The organism is Streptomyces sp. LN549, assembly GCF_043203805.1.
GTDB lineage: Bacteria > Actinomycetota > Actinomycetes > Streptomycetales > Streptomycetaceae > Streptomyces.
In genome coordinates this window covers 2,722,781-2,749,404 of the sequence record NZ_JAZHRI010000002.1, presented here as the reverse complement: position 1 = coordinate 2,749,404, position 26,624 = coordinate 2,722,781, and the positions used below count along the sequence as shown (strand labels likewise).

General features: G+C 69.6%; 23 protein-coding genes. 10 read left to right on the top strand and 13 right to left on the bottom strand.

Features of this window, described 5'->3' with window-relative positions; all coding sequences use genetic code 11:
- Nucleotides 1-14: 14 nt before the first annotated feature.
- The gene (locus tag SH922_RS12295; RefSeq protein ID WP_393057875.1) at nucleotides 15-452 is read right to left on the bottom strand and encodes a MarR family winged helix-turn-helix transcriptional regulator; all 438 of its coding nucleotides are present in this window, start codon (nucleotides 450-452) and stop codon (nucleotides 15-17) included.
- A gap of 130 nt (nucleotides 453-582) precedes the next feature.
- Between SH922_RS12295 and SH922_RS12290 the strand changes: the two genes are divergently transcribed.
- The 7 genes from SH922_RS12290 to SH922_RS12260 all read left to right on the top strand — a co-directional run bounded on the left by SH922_RS12290 (nucleotide 583) and on the right by SH922_RS12260 (nucleotide 7,974).
- Nucleotides 583-1,602 carry an NADP-dependent oxidoreductase gene (locus tag SH922_RS12290; protein WP_393057873.1) on the top strand — a complete coding sequence of 340 codons (1,020 nt, stop codon included), beginning with the start codon at nucleotides 583-585 and terminating at the stop codon, nucleotides 1,600-1,602.
- 90 nt (nucleotides 1,603-1,692) lie between these two features.
- A complete protein-coding gene (locus SH922_RS12285) occupies nucleotides 1,693-2,121 on the top strand; it encodes an organic hydroperoxide resistance protein (RefSeq protein WP_393057871.1) in 429 nt (142 codons plus the stop codon).
- 225 nt (nucleotides 2,122-2,346) lie between these two features.
- On the top strand, nucleotides 2,347-3,693 hold the full coding sequence (locus SH922_RS12280) for an extracellular solute-binding protein (protein ID WP_393057869.1): 1,347 nt from the start codon (nucleotides 2,347-2,349) through the stop codon (nucleotides 3,691-3,693).
- Nucleotides 3,690-4,649 carry a carbohydrate ABC transporter permease gene (locus SH922_RS12275; RefSeq protein WP_393057867.1) on the top strand — a complete coding sequence of 320 codons (960 nt, stop codon included), beginning with the start codon at nucleotides 3,690-3,692 and terminating at the stop codon, nucleotides 4,647-4,649. Before SH922_RS12280 ends, SH922_RS12275 begins: the two co-directional genes overlap by 4 nt.
- Complete coding sequence (locus SH922_RS12270; RefSeq protein WP_393057865.1) at nucleotides 4,646-5,518, top strand: carbohydrate ABC transporter permease; 873 nt, start codon at nucleotides 4,646-4,648, stop codon at nucleotides 5,516-5,518. Before SH922_RS12275 ends, SH922_RS12270 begins: the two co-directional genes overlap by 4 nt.
- 52 nt (nucleotides 5,519-5,570) lie before the next feature.
- Complete coding sequence (locus tag SH922_RS12265; RefSeq protein WP_393057863.1) at nucleotides 5,571-7,088, top strand: alpha-N-arabinofuranosidase; 1,518 nt, start codon at nucleotides 5,571-5,573, stop codon at nucleotides 7,086-7,088.
- A 52-nt stretch (nucleotides 7,089-7,140) separates the two neighbouring features.
- Entirely contained in the window at nucleotides 7,141-7,974 is an 834-nt protein-coding gene (locus tag SH922_RS12260; RefSeq protein WP_393057861.1) for an EI24 domain-containing protein, read from the top strand.
- A gap of 23 nt (nucleotides 7,975-7,997) precedes the next feature.
- On the opposite strand, the gene SH922_RS12255 is transcribed toward SH922_RS12260, so the two are convergent.
- From SH922_RS12255 to SH922_RS12245, 3 genes are all read right to left on the bottom strand, one after another.
- Entirely contained in the window at nucleotides 7,998-9,884 is a 1,887-nt protein-coding gene (locus SH922_RS12255; protein ID WP_393063538.1) for an FAD-dependent oxidoreductase, read from the bottom strand.
- Between the two features lie 243 nt (nucleotides 9,885-10,127).
- A complete protein-coding gene (locus SH922_RS12250) occupies nucleotides 10,128-11,126 on the bottom strand; it encodes an aldose epimerase family protein (RefSeq protein ID WP_393057858.1) in 999 nt (332 codons plus the stop codon).
- A 10-nt stretch (nucleotides 11,127-11,136) separates the two neighbouring features.
- Nucleotides 11,137-12,051 (bottom strand): SGNH/GDSL hydrolase family protein, encoded by a 915-nt coding sequence (locus SH922_RS12245; RefSeq protein WP_393057856.1) that lies wholly within the window; start codon nucleotides 12,049-12,051, stop codon nucleotides 11,137-11,139.
- A gap of 352 nt (nucleotides 12,052-12,403) precedes the next feature.
- Here SH922_RS12245 and SH922_RS12240 point away from each other — a divergent pair, with 352 nt between their 5' ends.
- Nucleotides 12,404-12,898, top strand: coding sequence for a DUF3145 domain-containing protein (locus SH922_RS12240; protein WP_393057854.1), 495 nt, complete (start codon nucleotides 12,404-12,406; stop codon nucleotides 12,896-12,898).
- 75 nt (nucleotides 12,899-12,973) lie between these two features.
- Here SH922_RS12240 and fabF read toward each other — a convergent pair whose 3' ends face one another.
- The 5 genes from fabF to SH922_RS12215 all read right to left on the bottom strand — a co-directional run bounded on the left by fabF (nucleotide 12,974) and on the right by SH922_RS12215 (nucleotide 17,844).
- Entirely contained in the window at nucleotides 12,974-14,236 is a 1,263-nt protein-coding gene (gene fabF, locus SH922_RS12235) for a beta-ketoacyl-ACP synthase II (RefSeq protein WP_393057852.1), read from the bottom strand.
- Nucleotides 14,237-14,313: 77 nt separating this feature from the next.
- Nucleotides 14,314-14,562 carry an acyl carrier protein gene (locus SH922_RS12230; RefSeq protein ID WP_024490626.1) on the bottom strand — a complete coding sequence of 83 codons (249 nt, stop codon included), beginning with the start codon at nucleotides 14,560-14,562 and terminating at the stop codon, nucleotides 14,314-14,316.
- Nucleotides 14,563-14,625: 63 nt separating this feature from the next.
- The gene (locus SH922_RS12225; protein ID WP_393057850.1) at nucleotides 14,626-15,627 is read right to left on the bottom strand and encodes a ketoacyl-ACP synthase III; all 1,002 of its coding nucleotides are present in this window, start codon (nucleotides 15,625-15,627) and stop codon (nucleotides 14,626-14,628) included.
- Nucleotides 15,628-15,640: 13 nt separating this feature from the next.
- The gene (locus tag SH922_RS12220) at nucleotides 15,641-16,555 is read right to left on the bottom strand and encodes an ACP S-malonyltransferase (RefSeq protein WP_393057848.1); all 915 of its coding nucleotides are present in this window, start codon (nucleotides 16,553-16,555) and stop codon (nucleotides 15,641-15,643) included.
- Between the two features lie 89 nt (nucleotides 16,556-16,644).
- The gene (locus tag SH922_RS12215; RefSeq protein WP_393057845.1) at nucleotides 16,645-17,844 is read right to left on the bottom strand and encodes a PucR family transcriptional regulator; all 1,200 of its coding nucleotides are present in this window, start codon (nucleotides 17,842-17,844) and stop codon (nucleotides 16,645-16,647) included.
- A gap of 120 nt (nucleotides 17,845-17,964) precedes the next feature.
- Here SH922_RS12215 and SH922_RS12210 point away from each other — a divergent pair, with 120 nt between their 5' ends.
- Nucleotides 17,965-18,621, top strand: coding sequence for a pirin family protein (locus SH922_RS12210; RefSeq protein ID WP_393057843.1), 657 nt, complete (start codon nucleotides 17,965-17,967; stop codon nucleotides 18,619-18,621).
- A gap of 213 nt (nucleotides 18,622-18,834) precedes the next feature.
- On the opposite strand, the gene SH922_RS12205 is transcribed toward SH922_RS12210, so the two are convergent.
- The 3 genes from SH922_RS12205 to SH922_RS12195 all read right to left on the bottom strand — a co-directional run bounded on the left by SH922_RS12205 (nucleotide 18,835) and on the right by SH922_RS12195 (nucleotide 23,325).
- Nucleotides 18,835-21,750, bottom strand: a complete 2,916-nt coding sequence (locus SH922_RS12205) for a phosphotransferase (RefSeq protein ID WP_393057841.1) — start codon at nucleotides 21,748-21,750, stop codon at nucleotides 18,835-18,837.
- 117 nt (nucleotides 21,751-21,867) lie between these two features.
- Entirely contained in the window at nucleotides 21,868-22,629 is a 762-nt protein-coding gene (locus SH922_RS12200; RefSeq protein WP_393057839.1) for a hypothetical protein, read from the bottom strand.
- Nucleotides 22,630-22,734: 105 nt separating this feature from the next.
- On the bottom strand, nucleotides 22,735-23,325 hold the full coding sequence (locus SH922_RS12195) for a GNAT family N-acetyltransferase (RefSeq protein ID WP_393057837.1): 591 nt from the start codon (nucleotides 23,323-23,325) through the stop codon (nucleotides 22,735-22,737).
- A 249-nt stretch (nucleotides 23,326-23,574) separates the two neighbouring features.
- On the opposite strand from SH922_RS12195, the gene SH922_RS12190 reads away from it, so the two are divergent.
- Entirely contained in the window at nucleotides 23,575-25,629 is a 2,055-nt protein-coding gene (locus SH922_RS12190) for an alkaline phosphatase family protein (RefSeq protein ID WP_393057835.1), read from the top strand.
- A 115-nt stretch (nucleotides 25,630-25,744) separates the two neighbouring features.
- Here SH922_RS12190 and SH922_RS12185 read toward each other — a convergent pair whose 3' ends face one another.
- Nucleotides 25,745-26,569: a hypothetical protein gene (locus SH922_RS12185; RefSeq protein WP_393057833.1), complete on the bottom strand. Its 825-nt coding sequence runs from the start codon at nucleotides 26,567-26,569 to the stop codon at nucleotides 25,745-25,747.
- Nucleotides 26,570-26,624: the final 55 nt, after the last annotated feature.

The following is a 26,624-nucleotide window of genomic DNA, read 5'->3' as shown; positions in this document are numbered from 1 at the left end:
CGTGAGCCGTCGGATCAGGCAGGCGGCTCCATGCCCAGCATCCTGCGCAGCAGGTCCCGCAGTACCGCGCGGTCCGTGTCCGAGAGGCCGGCCAGGGGCTCCCGGGCGAAGTCGAGTGATTCGCGCAGCTCCCGGGCCGTCCGGGCGCCCCTCTCCGTGGGGGCGGCCAGCTTCACCCGCCGGTCGGCGGGGTCGGGCCGCCGCTCCACCAGGCCGCGCGCCTCCAGCCGGTCGACTATGCCGGTCACGTTCGACGGCTCGCACTTCAGCTTCTGGGCGATGCGGCGCATCGGCAGCGGATCGAGCGAGAGCAGCCCGAGGACCCGGGCCTGGGCGCCGGTGAGGCTGTGAGCGGCCGCGGCCTGCTCGTACTCCTCGTAGTAGCGCGCCACGACCGCGCCGATCAGCTCGACGACTTCGAGGGTCAGCGGGTCCGTACGAGTGGTGGCCATGACACCCAGGATAGCCGGTTACTTGACAAGGTGAAATATCCAGGCGCATGGTTGTTTCACAACATGAAGCTTTTCTGCTCCGGCCGAACGGCTTCCCGCACCCCTCAGAGACCGAGGAGACACCGAGCCCATGTCTGCAGCTCTTCCCACGTCCAGCCGTGAATGGCACCTCGTAGCCCGTCCGCACGGCTGGCCGAAGGCCGAGGACTTCGCACTGCGTGAGGCTCCGGTCGCGGCTCCCGCCGAGGGCCGGGTCCTCGTCCGGAACCTGCACTTCTCGGTCGACCCCTACATGCGCGGCAGGATGAACGACGTGAAGTCGTACACCCCGCCCTTCAAGCTGGACCACCCCATGGAGGGTGGCGCGGTCGGCGAGGTCGTCGCCTCCAGCGCCGAGGGCTTCGCGGTCGGTGACCACGTCCTGCACGGCCTCGGCTGGCGCGAGTACGCCGACGTCCCCGCCAAGCACGCGGTGAAGGTCGACGCCTCCCTCGCCCCGCTCTCCGCCTACCTCGGCGTGCTCGGCATGACCGGGCTCACCGCCTACGCCGGCCTGTTCGACGTGGCCTCCTTCAAGGAGGGGGACGCGGTCTTCGTCTCCGGCGCCGCCGGGGCGGTCGGCAGCCAGGTCGGCCAGATGGCGAAGCTCAAGGGCGCCTCGCGCGTCATCGGCTCCGCCGGCTCCGACGAGAAGGTCAAGCTGCTCGTCGAGGAGTACGGCTTCGACGCCGCCTTCAACTACAAGAACGGCCCCGTCGCGGAGCAGCTGCGCGAGGCCGCCCCCGACGGCATCGACGTCTACTTCGACAACGTCGGTGGCGAGCACCTCGAAGCCGCGATCTCCTCGTTCAACGTGCACGGCCGCGCGACGATCTGCGGCATGATCGCCCAGTACAACGCGACCGAGCCGACTCCCGGCCCCCGCAACCTCGCCCTCGTCATCGGCAAGCGGCTGCGCCTGCAGGGCATGCTCGTCGGCGATCACGCCGATCTCCAGGGGCAGTTCGTCCAGGAGGTGGCCGGCTGGCTGGCCTCGGGTGAGCTGAAGTACCGCGAGACGGTCGTCGAGGGCATCGAGAACGGCTTCGAGGCGTTCCTCGGTCTGCTCCGCGGCGAGAACACCGGAAAGATGATCGTCTCCCTCGGCTGAACCGCCCTCATGGGTACGGGTTAGGCTCCTCCCGGGCCGTCGCGATCGTGGGCGCGAGTCGCGGCGCATCAGCAGGAGGAATCCTCAAGCATGACCATTCAGGACATAGCTGTCTCGTACACCGCCGTCGCCACTGCTTCGAGCGGCCGTGACGGCCGGGTCTCCTCGGACGACGGCAAGCTCGACGTGGTCGTCAACCCGCCGAAGGAGATGGGCGGCAGCGGCGCGGGCACCAATCCGGAGCAGCTCTTCGCGGCGGGCTACAGCGCCTGCTTCCAGGGCGCGCTGGGCGTGGTGGCACGCCAGGAGAAGGCCGACATCGCCGGCTCCACCGTGACCGCCGCGGTCTCCATCGGCAGGACCGAGGCCGGCGGCTTCGGCCTGGAGGTCGCGATCACCGCGACCGTCCCGAACGTCGACACGGCGACCGCGCAGGCGCTCATCGAGAAGGCGCACCAGGTGTGCCCGTACTCGAACGCCACGCGCGGCAACATCAAGGTGGCGCTCTCGGTCGTCTGACCGTCTGTACTGCCTGTACCACCCGCACCGTCCGTACACAGCCGAGGGCCGCACCCGAGAGGGGGCGGCCCTCGGTCGTTCGGTACCACGTGCCGGGCACCCTCGTTCGGTATCCCGGACATTGTTCGGGATTCTTGCGCGACCCATTGACGCGCAAGCGCTTCGATTTTACGGTCCGTTCGAAGTTGCGGGCAGCATTCGATATTTCGAATAGTGAGGGCGGGCATGGGACGACCGGGCCTGAATCGCAGGCAACTGATCACGGGGCTGGGCGGCGCGGCCGTCGCCGGCAGCTTCGGCTTCGCGGCGCTGGGAAGCGGTGCGGACGCCCTCGCGTCGAATGCCGCCACCCGGGTCCGCTACTGGAACCTCTTCAGCGGCGGCGACGGCTACAACATGATCGCGATGCTGGACTCCTTCCGTAAGGCCAACCCCGGTATCGAGGTGAAGGATTCGACCCTCCAGTGGGGCAGTCCGTACTACACCAAGCTCGCCATGGCGGCCTCCGGCAGCCGTGCGCCCGACCTCAGCGTCATGCACCTGGGGCGCGTCGCCGGCTTCGCACCGGGGCGGCTGCTGGACCCCTGGGACATGGACCTGCTCGCCGAGTACGGCATCCGGGAACAGGACTTCGACTCCAAGCTGTGGAAACGCGCCGTCATCGACGGCAAGCTCTACGCCCTGCCCCTCGACATCCACGCCCAGTTGTCCTTCTACCGCAAGGACGTCCTGAAGAAGGCGGGCCTCCTCGGCGACGACGGCCTCATCGTGCCGATCACCTCCACCGAGGAGTGGTTCGACGCGCTGAAGGCCGCGAAGAAGGCCACCCGGAGCGGGCTCCAGACCGTCGGTATCCACGCCAACGACCAGAACTTCGCCTGGTGGTTCTTCGTCGCCTTCTACACACAGCTCGGCGGGACCTACTTCAACCCCGCGATGACGGACGTCGTCTTCGACGAGGACAAGGCCACCGAGGTCCTGGAGTTCCTGCGCCGGCACATCACCGACGGGTACGCCACCGCCGGTGCGGCCGACGCCGAGCAGTTCATGAACGGCTCGCCCTTCACCTGGGAGGGCAACTGGTCGGTGCCCGTCTACTCGGGCGCGAAGATCGAGTACGGCGCCTCCCCGCTGCCGCCCGTCTTCGGCATGCAGGCGACCCACGCCGAGTCGCACTCCTTCGTCCTGCCCCACCAGTCGGACCGTGGCGGCTCGTCCGACGAGGGCGCGCACCGGCTTGCCGCGTACATCGTCAAGAACGCACTCGCCTGGGCGGCGGGCGGCCACATACCCGCTTACCAGCCGACCCTCCAGTCCGCCGCGTACAGGAAGCTCACCCCGCAGAACGAGTACGTCTCGGCCATGACCCATCAGGCGACCGAGCCGAAGGCCTGGTTCGCGGGCTCCACCGGCACGCTCGCCACCCGCGTCGGGCCGGTCGTCGCCGCCTCCACCCTCGGTTCGACCAAGCCCGCCGCAGCGGCCCGCCAGATGAAGCGCGTACTGGAACAACTCCTCGCCATGAAGAACCCGATGGACGGCCACACCGCCGCGCAGGGAGGTGCCGCATGACAACGACGAGTGCCGAGGCCGCGTTCGCGCCCGCCGCGCAGCCGGTACCCACCACGAGCACGGGGGACACGGAAGGCGTCCGGGCCCGCGCGGGACGGATGCTCCAGCACGGCGGCTGGTTCGTCGCGCCGTTCCTCGCCCTGTTCGCCCTGTTCGTGATCTGGCCGGTCCTGCGAGGCGTGTACCTGAGCTTCACCGACGCCAACGTCTCGGGGGACGGCGCGAGTTTCATCGGCTGGGACAACTACCGCGAGGCCTTCCACGACCCGCTGGTCTGGGACTCGCTGGGCCACAGCGCGTACTTCACGCTCCTGGTCGTGCCCTGCATCACCGTCATCGCCTTCCTGATGGCGATGCTCGCCCACCACATCGAGCGTGCCCAATGGCTGTGGCGGCTGTGCTTCTTCGCCCCGTTCCTGCTGCCGTCCACGGTCGCGGGCAACCTGTGGCAGTGGCTGTTCAACCCCGGCACCGGCATGGTGAACCACGTGCTCGGCATCGACACCCCCTGGCTCACGGACAAGTCCACGGCCATGCTCGCCGTCGTCATCACCACCCTGTGGTGGACCGTGGGCTTCAGCTTCCTGCTCTACCTCGCCGCGCTCCAGGGCATTCCGGACCACCTGTACGAGGCCGCCAAGCTGGACGGCGCGAACGCCTGGCACCGGATGATGCACATCACGCTGCCGCTGATGCGCCACATCACCGGGCTCGTCATCGCCCTCCAGATCCTCGCCTCGCTCCAGGTCTTCGACCAGGCCGTCGTGATCGCCGACTTCGGCCCGGGGCCCGAGGAGTCGACCCGCACCTTCGTCCAGTACACCCTCGAACAGGGCTTCACCAGCTATCGCGTGGGCTACGCCTCCGCGATCTCCATCATCTTCTTCGTCATCATCGCGGCCGTCGCGCTCGGGCGCATGTGGCTGCTGGGCAAGCGTGAGGAGGGCGTGCGATGACCGTCACGCAGATACGGGTCAAGAGCAGGGCAGGCCGGGTCCGCCGGCCCTGGACCGTCAGCCAGGTGATCCTCACCGTCGTCGGCGTCGCCGTCTCCGCAGTGTGGACGGCCCCGCTCGCCTGGGCGCTGTTCACCTCGCTGAAGTCGGAGACCGAGGCCGTCGAGGTCCCGCCGCACTGGCTGCCGAAGGTGTGGACGGCCCAGGCGTGGAAGGCCATCTTCGAGACCGGCAACATCACCAACTGGTTCGTGAACTCGCTCGTCGTCTCGGTCTGCGTCACGGCCGTCGTGCTGCTCGTCGGCGCGCTCGCCGGGTACGGCTTCGCCCGCACCGAGTTCCGCGGCAAGAACGCCCTGATGGGGCTCGTCATGACCGGACTGATGGTCTCGCCGGCGGTGCTCGGCGTGCCGCTGTTCAGTACCGTCCAGTCGATGGGCATGGTCGACACCTACTGGGGCATGATCCTGCCGCAGTGCGCGCCCGCCGCGATGGTCTACATCCTCTACAAGTTCTTCCAGGGCATCCCGAGGGAGCTGGAGGAGGCGGCGTACATCGACGGTGCCGGCCGCTGGCGGGTGTTCTTCACCATCATCGTGCCGCTGTCCCGGCCATCCCTGTCCGCGGTCGGCATCTTCACCTTCATCGCGTCCTGGAACAACTTCCTGTGGCCGTACATGGTGACCAACAACCCCGACCTGATGACCATGCCGAACGGCATCGCGACCGTCATGAACTCCTACGGCATCCAGTGGGCCCAGCTCATGGCCGGCGGGCTGATGGCCGGGCTGCCGCTGATCTTCGTCTTCGTCTTCTTCCAGCGCCAGATCGTCAGCGGCGTCGCCCACACCGGCCTGGCCGGCCAGTGACCTTCCCCCCTCACCGATCAACGACCGAACCACCGAACACAGCGAGGAAGTCATGACCCGCACCGCCCGCTTCACCCTCGACCCGGCGTTCACCGTCGGCGATGTCGACCCCCGCCTCTTCGGCTCGTTCGTGGAGCACCTCGGCCGCTGCGTCTACGACGGCATATACGAGCCCGGCCACCCCTCGGCCGACGAAGCCGGTCTGCGTACCGACGTCCTGGAACTGATCCGCGAACTGGGCGTCACCGCCATCCGCTACCCCGGCGGCAACTTCGTCTCCGGCTACCGCTGGGAGGACAGCGTCGGCCCCGCCGACGAGCGGCCGCGCCGCCTCGACCTCGCCTGGCGCTCCACCGAGACGAACCGCTTCGGGCTCTCCGAGTTCATCGCCTTCTGCAAGAAGATCGGCCCGCAGGCCGAGCCCATGATGGCCGTGAACCTCGGCACCCGGGGCGTCCAGGAGGCCATCGAACTCCAGGAGTACGCCAACCACCCGGCCGGCACCGAACTCTCCGAACGCCGCATCGCGCACGGCGACAAGGACCCCTTCGGCATCAAGCTGTGGTGCCTGGGCAACGAGATGGACGGCCCCTGGCAGACCGGCCACAAGACCGCCGAGGAGTACGGCCGGATCGCCGCCGAGACGGCCCGCGCGATGCGCCAGATCGACCCGTCCGTCGAACTCGTCGCCTGCGGCTCCTCGGGCCGGTCCATGTCCACGTTCGCCGCCTGGGAGGCGACGGTCCTCGCGGAGACCTACGACCTCGTCGACTACGTCTCGCTGCACGCCTACTACGAGGAACTCGAAGGCGACCGCGACTCGTTCCTGGCTTCCGCCGTGGACATGGAGTCCTTCATCGAGGACGTCGTCGCCACCTGCGACCACGTCGGGGCGCGGCTGAAGTCCACGAAGAAGATCAACCTCTCGTTCGACGAGTGGAACGTCTGGTACATGGCCCGCAGCCAGCAGGAAGCCGAGGCGAACCCCCTCGACTGGCCCGAGGCGCCCCGCCTGCTGGAGGACAACTACTCGGTCACCGACGCCGTCGTCCTCGGCACCCTGCTCATCGCCCTGCTGCGCCACGCCGACCGGGTGACCGTGGCCTGCCTGGCCCAGCTGGTCAACGTGATCGCCCCGATCATGACCGAGCCCGGCGGCCCGGCCTGGCGGCAGACCACCTTCTTCCCGTTCGCCCAGGCCGCGCGGCACGGCCGGGGCCAGGTCCTGGACGTGCGGGTGGACTCGCCCACCTACGGGACGGCCAAGTACGGCGAGACGGACCTGCTGCACGCCACCGCCGTCCGCGACCCGGAGACCGGCGCGATCACCGTCTTCGCGGTCAACCGCGGCCAGGAGGCGGCCCTCCCGCTCGAAGTCGCCCTGCACGGCTTCGACCTGACGGGGATCGCCGAGCACCAGGTCCTCGCCGACGCGGACCCGGACGCCCGCAACACCCTCGCCGAGCCCGGACGGGTCGCCCCGCACGCCGCCGAGGGCACCGTGCTCGACGGGGGAGTGCTGCGGGCCACGCTGGAGCCGATGTCCTGGAACATGATCCGGATCGTCTGACCGCGCGCCCCGCGTGAAAGGCCCCGCCCCGGGCTCCCGTTAGGCTGACGCCATGCGTGATCTCGGGGTGGGTCTCAGATATTTGATCAAGGGGCAGCGCTGGGTCGCCCAGCACGGCAAGTGGTTCGGCATCGGGCTGCTGCCCGGCCTGATCGCTCTCATCCTGTACGCGGGCGCCCTCGTCGGCCTCGGCTACGGGGCCGACGACCTGGCGGACTGGGCGACCCCGTTCGCCGACGACTGGTCCTCGCCCTGGCTCGGCCTGCTCCGCACCACCCTGACCGTGCTGGTCTTCGCCTTCGGTCTCTTCCTGGCCGTCATCACGTTCACCGCCGTGACCCTGCTCGTCGGGCAGCCCTTCTACGAGTCGCTATCCGAGGAGGTGGACCGCACCGAGGGCGGCGAGGTCCCCGAGTCCGGGCTGCCGCTCTGGCGCGAGCTGTGGATCTCCGCCCGCGACAGCGTGCGCATCCTGGTGCGCGTCGCGCTGTACGCGGTCCTGCTCTTCGCCCTCGGATTCATCCCGGTCGCCGGCCAGACCGTCGTCCCGCTCATCGGGTTCTGCGTCACGGGGTACTTCCTCGCCGAGGAACTCACCGCCGTCGCGCTCCAGCGCCGCGGCATGGTGCTGAAGGACCGGCTCGTCCTACTGCGCGGCCGCCGGCTGCTGATCCTCGGCTTCGGCGTACCGCTGGGGCTCGCTTTCCTGGTCCCGTTCGTCGCCGTCTTCCTGATGCCGGGGGCCGTCGCGGGAGCGACCCTGCTGGCGCGCGAACTGGTGGGGGAGGACGGCGACGACGGCGACGATGGTGATGACACGGCTGCCGACGACGAGGAGGGCGAAGGAACGGTGCCTTCCTCGTCGCCGTACCGCGTGAACGACTGAGCTGACTGGCTCACCCGCAGCGGTCAGCTCGTGTGCACCTCCAGTGCCGTGCGGACCGCGGACTCCAACGCCCCCTCGATCCAGGCGGGCTTGACGGACGTGTGGCAGCCGGCGAAGTGCAACGGCCCCTCGACCGACCGCACATCGGCGAGCAGTTCGGTGTGCTGGCCGGGCAGCAGGACGGACGCCTCGCCATACGCGTACGGGTCGCGCATCCACGACTGGGTGGCACCGGCCCCCGTGTAGAAGACCTCGATGCGCTGCCCGTACACGTCCTGGACCCCGCCCAGGGCGTGCGGGTAGCGCTCGTCGTCGTCCAGGGAGTCCCACTTCAGGGCGTCGTCGGCCCAGCTGTACGAGGCCAGGAGCACACCGCCCTTGCTCCCGTCGACCGGGTGGGAGGGCTGGTACATGAAGCGGTTGGCGTTGTCGGTGACCGATCCGCCGCCGATGACATGGGCCGCCTCGGGCTGGTTGCGGGCGGTCGCGCGGTACGCCGCGTAGTGCACGCGCTGGTTGGGCGGGATGTGCCCGGACGGTACGGAGGGGTGTGCACCCAGCAGTGAACCGTCGGCCGGCGCCTTGCCGAGCCGGTACTCGTCGTACAGGCCGGGCCGGACCTTCTCCAGCTCCTCCTTCCAGTCCTTCTCCTCGAACTCCCACCAGCGGCGGCTGAACTCGAGCAGCACCTTGGTGGCCACGTCGTAGTGGACCTCGGTGATCGCACGCCGCTTGCCGTACGAGAGCGCGGGGGTCACCGGGATGTGGCGCAGTCCTGAGAAGGGCACGGTGACGATCGCCCGGTCGCCGGTGAAGGTCTCCCGCACGACCTTGCCGTCGCGCCCCTCCGACACCGTCTCCACGCGGACGCCGTCCTCCCCGTGACTGATCCTGGCGGCCCGGCGGTCCAGCCGCACCAGGTCCTTGACCCGCGCGTACATGGCGTCGGCCAGCGTCGCCGTGCCGTCCGGCAGCTCGTAGAACGCGGTGTCCGGGCTGATCAGGGAGGCCCCGATGAAGCTGTGCACAAAGGCGAGGGGGAGCCGCGAGGTGAGGTTCTCGACGGTGCCGATGAGGTCGATGGTGCGCTCGTCGAGCCCGGCCGCCTCGGTCAGGAAGCGGAACATCGACCAGTGGCCGTAGTTCTGGATGACCCGGGCCCAGCCCTTGACGAGCTCCGAGCCCTCCTTGCCCTCGAACTCCTTGCGTACGGGGGCGAAGGCCTCGCGCACGATGGCCGAGGCGGTCTTGTCCTCGAACTCGGCAGGGACCCCGAAGGAGCGGTTGACCGCCTGCGGCTTCTTCGCGTAGTCCGCCTTGCGGACCCGGATGCCGTTGACATGGATCCAGGTGTGGTTGACGGGCTGGCCCGCGCTGTCGACGTCGACGAGGTGGAAGCGGCGGCGCTTCAGTTCGAAGCCGTCCATCAGCCCGGTGACGAGCGGGTGGCTGTCCGGGATGCGCATCGCCCCGGCCTCGGCGTACTGCTTGGGGTCGGCGAAGGGCGACTTCGCGTTCTCGTGGCCTCCCGTGCGGAAGGTCTTGATCCGGCCGCCGACCCGGTTGCCGTTGGCCTCGATCACGGTGACGGTGTGCCCGGCCTCACGGAGCAGATGGGCGGCGGTGAGCCCGGCCGGGCCCGCGCCGATGACCAGCACCTTCTTCGGGTCCTTGCCGCTGCGCGGCAGGCCCTTGGAGAGCAGGACGTCGCGGTAGTGCGGCACCAGCGACTCGTCCTGCTCGTCGCGTACGAGGATGGCGCGGGCGACGGTCAGGCAGGCGTCCCAGTCGGAGCCGGGGGCTGCGAGGGGGGCGGCGAGGGAACCGGGTGCGGCCGAGTCCGCCGCGGTCGCGGTGGTCGCGCCGGTCGCGGCGAGGGCGGCGGCACCTGCGGCGGCCCCCGCGATCATGGTGCGCCTGGAGGGAAGGCCGGAAGAGGGCAGGCCGGAAGAGGGCAGGCCGGAATTCGGTTCGGCAGGCTTGGAAGTCATGCGGCCACCCTGGGGGGCGCGGACAGGGGCGCATTGCGTGAACGCGCGTAGATCGCCCGGAATCACTCCCAGGTGCCGCTTAACGATCTTGTATTATCGGCGTTCCCGCAGGTCAGAACACCTGCCTGCGGGATTCGTCGAGGTATGGGGAACGGCGCCGCCTCAGCGCGCCGAGAAGCCGTACACCGTCGTCGACACGTACTCCTCGCCCGGCCGCAGCACCGTGCTCGGGAACTCCGGCCTGTTCGGCGAGTCCGGGAAGTGCTGGGTCTCCAGGGCGATCCCGGCACACGGCCCGAAGGGCCGTCCGTCGAAGTGGTCCGCCGTGTACAGCTGCATGCCGGGCTCCGTCGTCGTGACGGTCAGGACGCGCCCCGAGACCTCGTCGTACAACTCGGCGACCGGGCCCGCCACTCCCTCGTCCAGCACGAAGTTGTGGTCGTACTCCTTGGAGACCGGCTGCGGCTCCCGGAAGTCGAACCGGGTCCCGTCCACCGGCAGGAACTCGCCCGTCGGCAGCGACTCCGCATCGGCCGGAGTGATCCGCCCGGCCGCGATCCGCAGCCGCTGGCCAAGCGCACTGCCGGAGTCGGCGCCCGCCAGGTTCCAGTAGGTGTGGTTCGTCAGGTTCAGCACGGTCGGCGCGTCCGTCGTCGCCCGGTACACGATCCGCAGCGCCCCGTCCTCGTCCAGCGTGTAGGCCACCGAGAGCTCCAGCCGCCCAGGGAACCCCTCCTCGCCGTCCGCCGCGACCAGGGACAGCTCCACCCCGCCGTCGGTCTCGCGGGCGTCCCACACGCGCTTGTCGAAGCCGATGGCCCCGCCGTGCACGTGGTTGCGGCCCTCGTTGCGCGTGACGTGATGGGTCGTCCCGTCGAGGACGAACGCCGCCCCGCCGATCCGGTTCGCATACCGCCCGACCAGCGCGCCGAAGTAGGGCCCCGTGTACCGGACGTACGAGGCGAGATCGGGCAGGCCGAGCGCCACGCCGCCTTGGGTGCCGTCCCGGTCCGGCACCTCGACCGACTGCACGGTGGCGCCGTACGTCAGCACCCGCACGCGCGTACCGCCGCGTTCCAGCGTCCAGCGGTCCACGGCGGTGCCGTCCCCGAGGGTGCCGAAGTGCTCCGTACGCATCACCGTGTTCGAACCCGTCTCCATGATCGAAACTTTAGCCCGGGGGGCGCGCCGCCGTGACATTGCGGTAGGCGATCTCGGCCAGCCGGGCCTGCCCGTTGCGTCCCGGGTGGAACCAGTCCCACTGGCTGAGCTGCTTCCCGGTGAACCGGTAGTCGAACACCGCCCCGCCGTCGTCACGGCAGCGTGAATCCTTCGCGCACACCTCGCGCAGCACCTCGTTGTACGCGATGACGCGGTCCTGCACCGCCGCCCGCCGGGCCACCGCCGAGGCACCCAGGTTGTCTGCGTCGCCCAGCATCGACTTGCAGATGCCCAGCTTCCAGATCTGCTTGCCCAGCTGACTGCCCCGGCCCGTCGACCAGAGCCGCTTGAGGTCCGGCACGCTCGACACGTACACCTGGGCCTTCGGTGCCGCGCTGCGCAGCTGACGCATCGACGCCTCGAACGACGCACGGAAGTCGGCCACCGGCGTCATCGCCCGCACCGAGTCCCGGCAGGCGTCATTGGCGCCGATCATCACCGTCACCAGACCGGGGTCCTCCTTCGCGGCCAGCGCCATCTGCTCCGGCAACTGGGCGATCCGGGCGCCCGTCTCGGCGTGGTTCCAGCTGTGGGCAGCCGCGCCCGAGGTGCCGAGGAGTCGCACCGCCAGGCTGCGCACCGCACCGTCCGTGCCGGTCGACCAGGAGGCCTCGGGACAGTCGGCCAGCACCGAACAGGCGTCGAAGCCACGGGTGATGGAGTCCCCGACCGCGGCGACCGACTCCGGACTGCGGTCCCAGAGCGGCGCGGCCGCCGGCCGCCTGCCCTCTTCGGCCGTCGCGCCCTTCGTCGTCCGGTCGGCCCCGGAGTCACAGCCCGTCAGGACGGCCGTGCCGAGGAACGACGTGACCGCCAGCGCGGCCAGTGCGGTCCGCGAGCGATGCCGTACGGAGCGATCCGGCATGTCCTCGTCCCTTCCTGTCCCATGCCTCCGGCACACCCGTGCGGCACCGGTCGGCGGGCCCGCGCGCCCTGCCGGGTGAATGCTGAGCGAATCATGGGCCCAGGACCGACGGTACGTCACACCTCGGACGCCGCCGCACGGTAGCTTTTCCACGTCGAACCAGTGGCTCCTTCGGCCGCCCGGCTCCACTCGGGTGGCTCTCGAACATCACATCACGTCACATACCCTCCCTTCTCCGGACATTAACTCCCGATACTGTTTACTGATGACAGCCTCGGGAACCGGCCGGTAAGAGGTGGTACGGCGCGAGGCCGCTGGGGAAGGCGAACCTCGTCCCACACTGGAGGTCCCGGTGACGACACGTGGAGTCCTGTACGTCCACTCAGCCCCGCGCGCACTCTGCCCACACGTCGAATGGGCGGTCGGGGGCGTGCTCGGCGTGCGGGTCCAGCTCGACTGGATCAGACAGCCGGCCGCACCCGGCACCTGGCGTTCCGAATTCTCCTGGCAGGCCAGCCCGGGTACGGCGTCGAAGCTCGCATCCGCGCTGCGCGGCTGGGATCTGCTGCGTTTCGAGGTGACGGCGGAACCGTCACCGACCGCGGAGGGCGAGCGCTACAGCTCCACGCCCGAGCTCGGCATCTTCCACGCCGTCACCGGCATGCACGGCGACATCCTGGTCCCCGAGGACCGGCTGAGGGCCGCCCTGGCCCGGTCGCAGAGCGGGGAGACGGACCTGGAGGGGGAGATCGCCAAACTCCTGGGAAAGCCGTGGGACGACGAACTGGAGTCCTTCCGCCACGCGGGCGAGGGCGCGCCCGTGCGGTGGCTCCACCAGGTGGTCTGAGCCCCGCCTTCCCGAACGACGAAGCCCGCCTCCCCTCACGGGGAAGCGGGCTTCACACGTACAGCCGTACAACGATCACACGCTGCGGAACGCCAGCACCACGTTGTGTCCGCCGAAGCCGAACGAGTTGTTGATGGCCGCGATCGGCCCCTCGGGCAGCGGACGCGGTTCGTCGCGCACGATGTCCGCCTCGACCGCCTCGTCGAGGTGGTCGACGTTGATGGTCGGGGGAGCCATCCGGTGGTGCAGGGCCAGGACCGTCGCCACGGTCTCGATACCGCCCGCGCCGCCGAGCAGGTGGCCCGTCATCGACTTCGTCGCGGAGATCGCGACATGGTCCAGGTCGTCGCCCAGGATCTGGCGCAGCGCCTTCAGCTCCGCGACATCGCCCTGCGGCGTTGACGTCGCGTGGGCGTTGAGGTGCACGACCTCGGACGGCTTGAGGTCCGTCTGGTCCAGCAGGTTCTGCATCGCCGCGGCGATACCGCGCCCGGTCGGCTCGGGCTGGGCGATGTGGTGGGCGTCAGCGGACAGCCCCTGGCCCAGCACCTCGCAGTAGACCCGGGCGCCGCGCGCGGCGGCGTGCTCCGCGGACTCCAGGACGACGACACCGGCGCCCTCGCCGAGGACGAAGCCGTCGCGGCCCGTGTCGTACGGACGCGAGGCCTTCTCGGGCTCGTCGTTGCTCTTCGACATCGCCATCATGTTGGCGAAAGCGGCGATCGGCAGCGGGTGGATCGCCGCCTCGGTGCCACCGGCGAGGACCACGTCGGCACGGCCGGTGCGGATCATCTCGACGGCGTACCCGATCGCCTCGGCACCCGACGCACAGGCGGAGACCGGGGTGTGGACGCCCGCCCGGGCGTTCACCTCGATACCCACGTTGGCGGCCGGGCCGTTGGGCATGAGCATGGGCACGGTGTGCGGGGAGACGCGGCGTACGCCCTTCTCCTTCAGCACGTCGTACTGGTCGAGCAGGGTGATCACACCGCCGATGCCGGAGGCGATGACCGAACCCAGCCGCTCGGGCTGGATGTTCTCGTCCTCACCGGCAGGGCCGGTGAAGCCCGCGTCGGCCCATGCCTCACGGGCCGCGATCAGCGCGAACTGTGCCGAGCGGTCCAGCTTGCGGGCAAGCGGGCGGGGCAGGACGTCGCCCGGGTCGACGGCCGCGAGGGCCGCGATCCGGACAGGCAGTTCGGCGAAACGTTCGCCCTCAAGAGGCTTGACGCCGGAACGGCCGGCCATCAGACCTTCCCAGGTCGATGCGGAATCGCCACCCAGCGGAGTGGTTGCGCCGATACCGGTGACGACCACAGTGCGATTGGTCGAGTTCACTGGAAAATCTTCTCCACGTGTAGAGGGTCGTGAATCAGCGGCGCCACCGCCGGGTGGCGACACACGAGTCGGCCGGATCAGGCCTGGTGCTTCAGGATGTAGTCGGCGGCGTCGCCGACCGTCTTGAGGTTCTTGACGTCCTCGTCGGGGATCTTGACGTCGAAGCGCTCCTCGGCGGCGACGACGACCTCGACCATGGACAGCGAGTCGACGTCCAGGTCGTCGGTGAAGGACTTGTCCAGCTGGACGTCCTCGACCGGGATACCGGCGATCTCGTTGACGATCTCGGCGAGACCGGTGACGATCTCTTCCTGCGTGGCGGCCATGTTGGCGCTCCTTCGGTGTGTTTCTGCTGGGTTCGGGCGTCCGGGCGAAAAGACCCGGTGTGCCTAGGGGAGGGTAACGACCGTCGCGGCGTAGGCGAGACCCGCCCCGAAGCCGATGACGAGCGCGGTGTCGCCGCTCTTTGCCTGACCGGTCGCCAGAAGCCGCTCCATTGCGAGCGGAATCGAGGCGGCGGAGGTGTTGCCGGTGGTTTCCACGTCACGGGCGACCACGACGTGCTCCGGCAGCTTCAGGGTCTTCACCATCGAGTCGATGATCCGCATGTTGGCCTGGTGCGGAATGAAGACGTCCAGGTCTTCCGGGGCGATCCCGGCCGCGTCCAGCGCCTGCTGGGCGACCTTCGCCATCTCGAAGACGGCCCAGCGGAAGACCGCCTGACCCTCCTGCGTGATGGCGGGGAACTTCTCCGGACGGTCGGCGTGGAAGGTGTCCCACGCCACGGTCTGCCTGATCGCGTCGGACTTGTCGCCCTCGGAGCCCCAGACCGTCGGGCCCATGGCCGGAACGTCGGACGGGCCGACGACGACGGCACCGGCTCCGTCGCCGAACAGGAACGCCGTCGCACGGTCGCTCAGGTCGGTGAGGTCGCTCAGCCGCTCCACGCCGATGACGAGTACGTACTCTGCCGAGCCTTCGACGATCATGCCCTTGGCGAGGGCCAGGCCGTAGCCGAAGCCCGCGCAGCCGGCCGAGATGTCGAAGGCGGCGGGCTTGCCCGCGCCGACCTTGTGGGCGATCTCGGTCGCGATGGCCGGGGTCTGCTTGAAGTGCGAGACGGTGGAGACGATGACCGCGCCGATCTGATCCGGCATGACCCCGGCGTCGGCGAGGGCCTTGCCGGCAGCCGCGACGGACATCACGGACACGGTCTCCTCGTCGGAGGCCCAGTGGCGGCTGGCGATGCCGGACCGGGAGCGGATCCACTCGTCGGACGAGTCGATCGTCTCGAGGATCACCTCGTTGGGCACGACACGGGTCGGGCGGTAGGCGCCGACACCCATGATCCGGGCGTACGGGGCGCCCTTGCTGGGCTTGATCTTCGACATACTCTCGGGCTCCTTAGACGCCTGCGTGCTCGGCGATGAGCGCGCGGGCCGCGTCGAGGTCGTCGGGGGTTTTGAGCGCGAGGGTCTGCACGCCGGGCAGCGCGCGCTTGGCCAGACCGGTCAGCGTGCCGCCGGGGCAGGCCTCGATGAGCGCGGTGACGCCGAGCGCCTTGAACGTCTCCATGCACAGGTCCCAGCGGACCGGGTTGGCGACCTGGCCGACCAGCCGGGAGATGACCTCCGCGCCGGTGGCGACGGTCTTCCCGTCGGCGTTCGAGACATATGTCACGGTCGGGTCGGAGACCTCCAGGGCCGTGGCGGCCTCACGGAGACGCTCGACCGCGGGCGCCATGTGGTGCGTGTGGAACGCGCCGGCGACCTTGAGCGGGACCACCCGGCGCACGCCCTCGGGCTTGTCCTCGACGAGCGCGGCGATCTGCGCGGCGGTGCCGGCGGCGACGATCTGGCCGCCCCCGTTGACGTTCGCCGGCGTCAGGCCGAGCTTCTCCAGGTGTGGGACGGTGACCTCCGGGTCACCGCCGAGCAGCGCGGCCATGCCGGTCTCGGTGACCGCCGCCGCCTCGGCCATGGCGAGCCCACGGGTACGCACGAAACGCAGCGCCGCCTCGTCGCCGATGACCCCGGCGAGAGCGGCCGCGGTGATTTCACCCACGCTGTGACCTGCGACGACGGCCGGTGAGGCGTCGAGCGCGGCAGCGGAGAGCAGACCGGCGGCGACCAGCAGCGGCTGGGCCACCGCGGTGTCACGGATCTCCTCCGCGTCGGCCTTCGTGCCGAAGTGGGCAAGGTCGAGCTCGATGGCGTCGGACCATGCCGCGATGCGGTCGGTGGCACCGGGGAGGTCGAGCCAGGGAGTCAGGAAGCCGGGCGTCTGAGCGCCTTGGCCGGGAGCGACGAGTACGAGCACCCTCACACTCTCTCTTGTCAATGGTCCGGAACGCCCGTGGGGACAGGGACGAAGAACCGTGGGGGGATTTGTTGATGTCCGACAAAAGCTTAGGGCTGGAGATCCCTGGCGGCCAGGCGCCCCAGAATCAGGGCGATCCGCAGAGTGAACGCCGAGCGGACATCGGACGGCGACCACCCGGTGACGTCTGTCACACGTCGGAGCCGGTAGCGCACGGTGTTGGGGTGGACGAACAGCATCCTGGCCGCGCCTTCGAGACTGCTCGCTTGTTCCAGATACACACTCAGCGTCTCCAGGAGGGCAGAACCCGCTTCTTCGAGCGGTCTGTAGATCTCCTCCACCAACTGATCCCGCGCGGCCGGGTCACCCGCCATCGCGCGCTCCGGCAGCAGATCGTCCGCGAGAACCGGCCGGGGGGCGTCCTGCCAGGCGCCGCACGCCTTGAGCCCTGCGGCGGCCGCCTGCGCGGAGCGGGTGGCGGCCAGCAGGTCCGCCACCACGGGCCCGGCGACGACGGGCCCCGCCGCATACGGGCCGATCAGTGCCTTCGCGACCTGTAGCGGATTGTCGCTGCCGCCCGCGATGACGACCAGGCGGTTGCCGAGCACCCCGGTCAGGACCTGGAGCTTGGCGTGCCGGGCGGCCCGGCGGATCGCCTCCACGGTCAGCTCGCTGTCACCGTCGGGGGCCGTGCCGAGCAGCACGCAGACGTGCTCGGGGGAGTTCCAGCCGAGCGCGGCGGCCCGGGACACGGCACCCTCGTCGGCCTCCCCGGACAGCACCGCGTTGACGACGAGTGATTCGAGGCGGGCGTCCCAGGCGCCGCGGGCCTCGGCGGCCTGCGCGTACACCTGGGCGGTCGCGAAGGCGATCTCCCGCGCATAGACGAGCAGCGCCTCGCGCAGCACCGACTCGTCGCCGGGCGCGGCGACTTCGTCGATCGCCGCCTCCATGACCTCGATCGTCGTCCGCACCATCTCGACGGTCTGCCGCAGCGTGATCGCGCGGGTCAGCTCGCGCGGAGCCGTACCGAAGACGTCGGTCGAGATGGCCTGTGGGGTCTCCGGATGCCGGAACCACTCGGTGAACGCGGCGATACCGGCCTGGGCCACCAGGCCGATCCAGGACCGGTTCTCCGGTGGCATGGCCCGGTACCAAGGCAGCGACTCGTCCATGCGGGCGATCGCGTTGGCGGCAAGCCGGCCGGAGGACTGCTCCAGCCGTTTCAGGGTCGCTGCGTGGAGGTGGGCGGCGTTGGTGGCGGGCTGCTCAGGATCGGGTCGGGGCACGGGGACAAGACTGCCCTATCCGGACGGGTGCCCGAAGGGGCGGGGCGGTCCGCGGGTCGTACCGCCGGGTAGCCGGCCGCGGCCGGTCCTTGTTCTGCGGTGGCGGGCTACCGTGGGGAGGTGATTTCCGTACGTCGCTCGGGCGACCGCTTCAGGGGTGGGGACGGGGCGGCGGGCATCGAGTCCCGGCACTCCTTCTCCTTCGGTACGTTCTACGACCCCGACAACCTCCGCTTCGGCCCGGTCCTGGCCTGCAACGAGGAGCGCCTCGCCCCGGGTGCGGGCTTCGAGGAGCACCCGCACAGCCACACCGAGATCGTCACCTGGGTCGTGGAGGGCGAGCTGACCCACCGGGACTCGGGCGGTCACGCCACCGTCGTGCGGCCCGGGGATGTCCAGCACCTCAGCGCCGCGTCCGGCGTCCAGCACGTCGAACGCAACGACGGAGAAACGCCGCTGACGTTCCTTCAGATGTGGCTCGCACCCCTGGAACCGGGCGGCGAGCCCTCGTACACGACCGTCCCCGGCATCGCCGACTCCACTCCGTACGCCCTGCCGGAAGCCGGTGCGATGCTCCATGTGCGCCGGCTCGCCGAGGGGGAGCGCACGGCGGTGCCGGACGCGCCGCGGGTGTACGTGCATGTGGTGGCCGGGGACGTGCGGATCGGCGACGAGGCGCTGGCGGCGGGCGACGCGGTGCGGATCGCCGGGGAGGAAGGCCTTGAACTGGTCGCGGACGGAGCAGCCGAGGTACTGATGTGGGAACTGCCGGCCTGAGCCGGAGGGAATCGACGCAGATCCCGAGCCGGCCCTCGCCTGCAGACCTTTCTTGGCACTGTCGTGCAGCGATGTCACATGGGCTCAGATCCGGATCCTCCGCACCTGGTCGGACGACGCGCTGACCGGGGGAAGGGGTGCCTCTCGACGAGAGGCACCCCTTCCGCGTTCACCGCCCTCGCGCATCGACGCGATCCCGTGCGGCCACACTCCCTAAGACGCCGAGCGCGTTCCTTCGGCTCTTTCCACGAGCACGTCCGCGACGTCCGCGGCCAGGAGGAAGGGGAGGTGTCGGTTGACCTGGTTCTCGTGGTCCCGGTAGCGGGCGAAGGGCAGCAGGGAAGCCAGCAGCGCCCACTGGTACTCGGCTTCGCCGAGCGGCCAGTTCCTCTGCTCACAGCCCTTGAGGATCGAGCGCAGTTTGGCGACACACAGGAGGACGCGTGCCACGTCCGGGTGCACGTCCACCGGGATGGCCGGCTCCCACATGGTCCCGTCGCGCAGGGTCCCGACGAACCAGGAGCGCACCTGGAGCAGTTGTTCCTGGCTCCAGGAGAACGTCCGGGACCACAGGGCGGATTCGAGGCGGGCGAAGTCCTTGCAGATGTGCCCTTGGTGAGTCGTCTCGAAGTCGATGACGTAGAGGTCGGGGCGTCGGCCTTCGGGGCCGCTGGCCAGCACGTTCTCGCCGTGCAGGTCGCCGTGGCAGACGCAGGTGAGGTAGGAGGCCGTCGTGATGCCGTACTGGCGGTCGTACAGGAGCTTGTCGAAGAGGGCGTCGGTGCCGGGATCCCGCTTGCCGACCTCGGCCATGTGCGCGACCAGCCACAGAGGGTTGGTGACCGATCGTGTGTCCGGATCGGTGGCGAAGGGACTCGATGCCATCGCGGAGTTCTCCAGCACATGCTCCAGCCGGCGATGCTGCCAGGGAATCCCGCCGGTGATCCCGAAAACGTCCGCGACCTCGGGCAGCCCGAACTGCTCCAACTCGGACTCCGCGTTCTTGCCCGGGGCGTAGCTGGTCAGCTCGAAGGCGGCCGGGCGGAGCGCCGGGTACTCGCCCCGCAGGTCTCCGATCGTCCGTTGGGCCTGGCAGAGCCATGGGCCGAGTGCGTCCATGAACACCTCTTCGATGACCGGCTGGAGGTCTTCGGGGTCCGCGGTCCGTACCCACTCCCGGAGCGTCTTCGGGTCCTCGCTGTGACGGAAGACGTAGGAGGTGAAGATTCCCTGGTAGAGGTCGCCGCTGCCGCTGTTGGCGATGGTGGTGCTGCCCACCACGCACTTGCTCGCCCGGTAGACCGGCCGCAGGTAGGGCTCCGCGAACCGGTCGAAGTTCTCCTTCTCCCGGCGTACCTTCGCCACCTCGTCGATCTTCAGGACGCCGACCGGTCCGAAGCTGTCGAGCGCCAGGAAGGTCGGTACGGATCTGCCCGCGAACAGGGCGCCCTGGACCATGGTGCCCTGCGGCCCGGGGGCGAGTTCGGCGGAGATGCCTTGCAGGAGGCGGTTCGAGATCCGTACGGACGCGTCTTCCGGGCCCACTGACAGGAGACCGAATGCCGAGGCGGCGCCGGGCTCCCACGGGTTTCTGGCAACGCGCACCATCCGGATGGTCGTCAGCATCTCCCTGCCCGCCCGCCGCCAGAACGCGAGGGCCTCCCGGTGCTCGTCCGAGGCTCCCGGCTCTCCGTAGTAGCCGGTGGAGGAGTACAGGAGGTCGAGCAGACGGTCCAGGCGGTCGGCCTTCCAACCGGAGAGTTTGAGCAGCATGAGGGCGACGCTGCTGCGGTGCCGCGTTTCCTCGGTCCAGCGGTTGAGGACTCGTGTCGCCCAGTACTCGGCGTAGATGTGCCGGTCGGAGTACTTGGGGTCCTGGATCAGTTCGTTGAAGCGGAGGTCGTTGGGGGCGGTGGGGTCGGGACCGCCCACCAGGAGATGGATGCCGACCGCGTGCCGCATCCATCCGTTGACGTGCGGCACGCGGTTCAGTTCGGTGTCGCGCAGCGCGCCCAGAGCGAGCAGGACGGCTGTCTCGGTGACGTCGAGGAGCAGTTGGCGCCGTGACGCGTGGTACCGGTAGGAGATCTGAATGAGCTGAAGATAGCCGAGCACGTCGGCGAGGGTCTGGTAGCCGCTGGAGTGCCAATGGCTCTCCACCGCGTAGTTCCAGAGCGCGCTGGCCAGCCAGTGCTGACGCAGTACCTCCACCTCGACGGCGGTCCCGCCCTTCGCGTACGCCATCATTTCCGTCCGGCAGACGCTCCGGGCCTCCTTGGCCCGCTGGTGGAGGGCTTGGGCGTCGTCGGTGGGGACGGAGACGAAGGTGAGATGAGTGCGAAGGTCCCGCAGGTCCTCCTCCAGCATCGGCATGAGCGACTCGGCGGGGACGGCGGCGTGTGTTCCGAGGAGATCGGCGATACGGGCGCCCAGCTCGTCGATCAGCCTCCCGACCGTCGCCTCGTCGCTCTCGCCGGTCCGCCAGTCGTCCAGCAGCGTGTCCCAGTCACGCATCGGGTGTACGTGCGGAAGGGGTCGGTGCACAGCGGTGGCCCCGACCGCGGCGGTCTCGCCCCCGGCGGCCACCGAGACGGTGGCGACTCCGCCCTCGGCACCCAGGGCCGGCACGGCGGCCACCGCCGCTGCCGCCACGGCGGAGACGGCCCCCTCCCCGGGGGCCGTGGACGGGGTGGTCGCGGTGGCGGCTGTCGCGGTGGCGGCGGTCGCGGTGGTGGCGGGGCCCGGAACCTGGTCCGGCAGCCGGACGGTGGGCGTGACCTCCGGCTTGATCTGCTCCAGCCGGCTGCGGCAGTAGTCGATGGTCCGTGTGTAGCGGCCGTCGTCGTTCTCGGACTCGAAGAGTTCCACGGCGAGTTCGAACAACGCGCGGGCCCGCGCACCGTCCACCCGGAGGTAGTAGTCGCCCATGGTCGAGGCGCCGTTGGCGATGCGGTACCCCGGTACGTTCGGAAAGCCCTTCGTGAGCTGTTCCTGGGTCCTGATCAGCCCCTCTCGGGCCTTGCGGAACCTGGGCTCCATGTCGGGTTCCGCCTGGACGGCGTCGTTCAGGGCGCTTTCCAGTAAGTCCGCCGAGTATCCGAGAATTTCGCTGTGCACGCCAGCGTTCATCAGCGCTCCCCCAAGCATTGGCGCGTGCGTGCGGTGGCGCCGCAGGCGCTGTGGAGGCCACATTGCAGCAGAGACACAGGACGTGCCGCCATCGTTTCGACCGAAATCAGTCGAAACTCAGCCCGCGGGGTGTATGTCCTCCCGAAGGCGTCGGTCGCCGACGAGGAAGGCGGACTGCGGCAGGACGACGTGCTTTCCCGCCCGGCCGAGGGCGATCTCTCTGCGGGTCGCGCTGATGACGAGGGTGTCCGCGGCCTCGTCCGCGAGGGCGAGCAGCGCGGCGCGTAGCTCGGCGGCCTCGGGGCGGTCCGGCACGAGGTCGAAGACCTCCACGAAGCGGAGCTGTCTGTAGTTCTCGCCGGCCACCTTCAGGGGCCCGTCGATGACCCGGCGCACGTGCTGGAAGGCGACGTTCCCCGCGAGGCCGACGAGTTCCTCGTGGCCGACCTCGCCCAGCTCCTCCACGAGTTCGCGCCGGAGGCATTCGGTGGCCGGCTCGCGGCCGTCCTCGCGCTGGAGCCAGCGGGCGAATCCGAGCACCCGGCCGCCGGGGAGAAAACCGCGCAGGTCCAGTCGCATCACGGAGCGATTGCGCTGCTCGGGCTCGAAGCTCAGCTTCTCCAGGGCGGAGCGCGCTGTTTCCCGGTACTTGACCACTCCGCCCGGCGGGCCGAAGGCGCCGGGACGGGTCGGTGAGGTGAAGAGGACGAAGTGGTCCTCTTCGTGGACCCGCAGCAGCACGGCCACCGAGACCCGGACGCGGAGCCACGGCATGAGGAGGAGCTTCAGGAGTTTCAGGTGCTGCCGGTTCTGCCACAGGGTGCGGCCCGTGTAGGTGAGCAGGGCCAGGATGAGGCCGCCGATTATCTTCTCGACCACGGGTCTCCCTCGGCTCGCCGGTCTGACGTCAATGTAGCTACGGAGGCGCCGACTTGGCGTCCGAACGCACAAGGAGAGGCGGAGCCGCCGGTCAGGCAGCGGGCGCTACCGCCCTGTGTCCCGCCGCCACATCGACCACATCGGCGGCCCGGACCGGAACGTCATCTCCTCGTGCACGGCGAAACCGTGCCGCTCGTAGAACGTCAGATTGCGCCGGTTGCTCGACTCCAGGAACACCGGCCGCCCGTCCGCGTCCGCCTGCTCCAGCAGCCCGCCCAGCACCTGCGCGCCGCGGCCCGTGCCGCGCGCGTCGGCGTGGGTGCCGATGTACTCGACGTACCAGTGCGCAGGAGCGGCCGGATGGCGGTGCTCCAGCGCGAGCAACCGCAGCCCGGTCCTCGGCAGTTGGGTCCGGGCCGCCCGCAGCAGCGTGCCCGCGTTGCGCAGCAGGTAGCTCACCGGGAGCTTCCACTGCCCGGGTTGCGCCCACACCGCCGCCACCGTGCGGTCCGGGTCGGTCCACACCCGGCCCGCCGGGACCTGCTGGGCCAGATGCGCGGTGAACAGCAGCCGCAGCCGCCGGTCCCGGTCGTGCGGCATCAGCCAGGACCAGACGGGGTCCTCGGCGTAGGCGCTGGCGAGGACATCGGCGAGCGCCGGGACGTCGGAAGCGGTGGCGCGGACTATGTCGGTCATGGCCGGGGAGGGTACCGGGCCCCGCGATCACCGACCAGCGAGATGGCAAGACCGGCCGACCGGCCAACCGGGCGCGAGTTTCGGCTATCACCGTGAAGCATCTCGACCCGGCATCGCACCCCATGGAAATCTGCCGGTGCCTCAGGAGTACGTCCTTGGTTCGCCCGCCGTTCGCCCCGGCGGCCTAGTTTTCGCAGGCACGCGCCGACGGTCCCCCCCTTGAATCACTCTCCCCCAGAGGTCCCCCTGATGACTCCCAGCATCACCGAATCCCCGCGTCCCGGCATCGAGAGCACCGCCGGCGAATTCCGCATCACCCGGCGCCGGATGCTCCAGACCGCCGCCGTCACCCTCGGCGCCATGGCCGCCGGCCCGGTCGCCGAGGCGGCCGGCGGGGCGCAGGCCAGTGCGGCCGAGTACCACCTGCCCAAGGGCTTCAACGGAGACATATCCGACCTGAAGCACGTGGTGATCCTCATGCAGGAGAACCGGTCCTTCGACCACTACCTCGGCCAGATGCCCGGTGTACGCGGGCACGACGACAAGCAGGTCCTGAAGTTCCAGGACGGCACCGACGTCTTCCAGCAGCGCGACGCCACCGGCGCCATCGTGACCCCCGCCGTGTCGACCGCCACCTGGAGCGACAACCACAACTTCTACGGTGCCAACGACGGGCGGTGGAACACCTGGGTGAAGGACAAGGGCGACCACTGCATGTGGTACTACACACCCGACTACATGCCGTGGATGTACTCGCTCGCCTCCCAGTACACCGTCTGCGACATGAACTTCTGCTCGCTGCACGGGCCGACCATCCCGAACCGCTACTACCTGATGACCGGTTCGGCGGGCGGCGAGATCACCAACGCCAAGCAGAACGACTACAGCCGCAGCTGGACCACCGTCCCCGAGCAGCTCCAGCAGGCCGGCATCGACTGGCGGGTCTACTCCGACAACAGCGGCAACGGCGTCCGCGGCAGCCTCCAGAGCGGCTACGTCGGCGAGTACGGCTGCAACGTCACCAACAGTTTCGCCTCCTTCGACCCGCGCACGGCCGACGCGGCCGACCTCGAACCCGGCACCGGCAAGATCTGGAAGGCCAACTCCTTCGTCTACGAGGGCGCCACCACGCCCAACGACGACTCCGAGGCGAACCTCGACGCCGTACTCCGCGACCTGATCGCGGCCTGCGAGCCGGGGGCGGAGCACCCGCTTCCCGAGGTCTCCTGGGTGGTGATGCCCGCCGCGTGGAGCGAGCACCCGGGCTTCGACACGGTGCACGGTGAGCGGTACATGAACAAGGTCCTCAAGACGCTCCAGAGCAACGAGGACATCTGGAACCACACCCTGGTGATCATCACCTACGACGAGAACGACGGAAAGTTCGACCACGTCCTGCCCCCGCGCCCCGAGGCGGGCACGCCCGGTGAGTTCTCCGGCACCACTCCGTACGGCTTCGGCCCCCGGGTGCCGATGCTGCTGGTCTCCCCGTGGACACGGGGCGGCTATGTCGCGTCGGAGGTGTTCGACCACACCTCGACGGTGAAGTTCCTGGAGATTTGGGCCGCTTCACTGGGCAAGCCGTTCACCTGCCCGAACATCACCGACTGGCGCCGCTCCATCGCCGGTGACCTGACCAGCGCGATCGACTTCGCGCACCCGCGTCCGGGTCCGGTCGTCATCGCCGACCCGGTCACCGGGACTCCGCCGGAGCTGCCGGAGGACCGGATGAAGCCGCGCGGCCTCTCCTTCCACCCGCACGCCACCTTCACCGAGAACCGCTCCGCCGGCACGGTGACCGCGTCCATGACGCTGACCGGCGGCCCGGAAGGCAAGGCGGTGAGCCTCCAGGTCTTCCCCGACCAGTACCTCGCCTTCGCCAACACGCCGTACACGGTGAGCGCGGCGACCCCGGGTTCGTACACCTGGGACACGAACGAAACCGACGGCAAGTACGCCTTCTCCGTCTACGGACCCGACGGCTTCCTGCGCTCCTTCGCCGGACAGGTGATCCCCGAGGGTGAAAGCAAGAAGCGCATCGGCATTCCGCGCGTCGAGGCGGAGTTGGTCAGGGGCAGGCGCGCCGAGGTCAGGCTGAGGCTGCACAACGATGGTAAGCACCCCGTCCGTTACACCCTGAAGGCCAACGACTACATCGGCGGCACCCGGAAGTTCATCGTCCCCGGCGGCGCTTCCACCGTCGTCCGCTGGCCCACCGAGCACGGCTACTACGACGTGGTGCTCACCGCCAACACCGGCACAGGGTGGACCCAGCGGTACGCGGGGCGTGTGTCGACGCTCTGACGACGGCGGTGACGGACCGCTGACCGAAGCGAGAGGTCCCGGCCCCACCGCAGGGCCGGGACCTCTCATGTCCGGGGCGGCCCGGTGTGGTCTCGCGACGGCCCCGGGCCCGCTGCTACCGGGCGAACTGCGGGTCCTTCGCCTGGTTGTAGATCTCCTTGCCGGATGCGTCGTAGGCATGGACGTAGGGGTTCGGGCCCGCCGCTTCCTGCGGGTCGAGGTGGGACGAGTCGGTGGCGAGAGCTGCCGCGTAGACGAACGCGCCGCCTGCCATGACCGCCGGGTACTGCTTCGGGTCGTCGCCGTAGCTGATGGTCACCTTGGCAACGTTGGGCGCGTGGTGCCCGGCGCCCAGCATGACGAGCTGCTTCTTGCCGACGAGTGAGCCGATGGAGTCGAAGTACGCGATCGTACGACCGGTGCCCCACAGGCGGTTGTTGATGAACGTGGGCGGGGAGTCCGGGCTGTTGCCCTTGTCGCCCTTCGACTCGCACTGCACGTACTGGCCGGCGGAGTCGACGGCGACGACCACGCCGTCCCAGTCCTGCGAGGCGACGGGAGTGCGGACCCCGATCACCGCGTGGTAGCGCGATGCGTCCGAACCCAGGCAGGAGGACAGGATCCTGCTGACGGTTCCCGCGTCGATCGGGGTCGTCTTCCCGCTGGTGACGGTGAAGGTGTCCGGCGTGGACGACGCCTGACCCGAGGACGGCGCCTCGCCGGCTCCGCCCGACGTGGAGCCGTGCGTGGCGCCCGCACTCGGTGATGCGGCGGGGCTCGGGTTTCCGGCGGGGGAGGCGAGAACCGGCTGGGCTTCCCCTGCCCCGCTGAAGACGGCCACGGCCCCGACACTCAGCACCGCAACACCGGTGGCGACCGCCAGCGGCACTCCCCACCTGCTGCGCAGTGAAGCCTGGTTGCCTTCTGAGTCGATCTTCATCAGTAGCTCCTCTCGGGTCCGCCGATGACTCGGCAGATCACGATCGGAAGGAGCC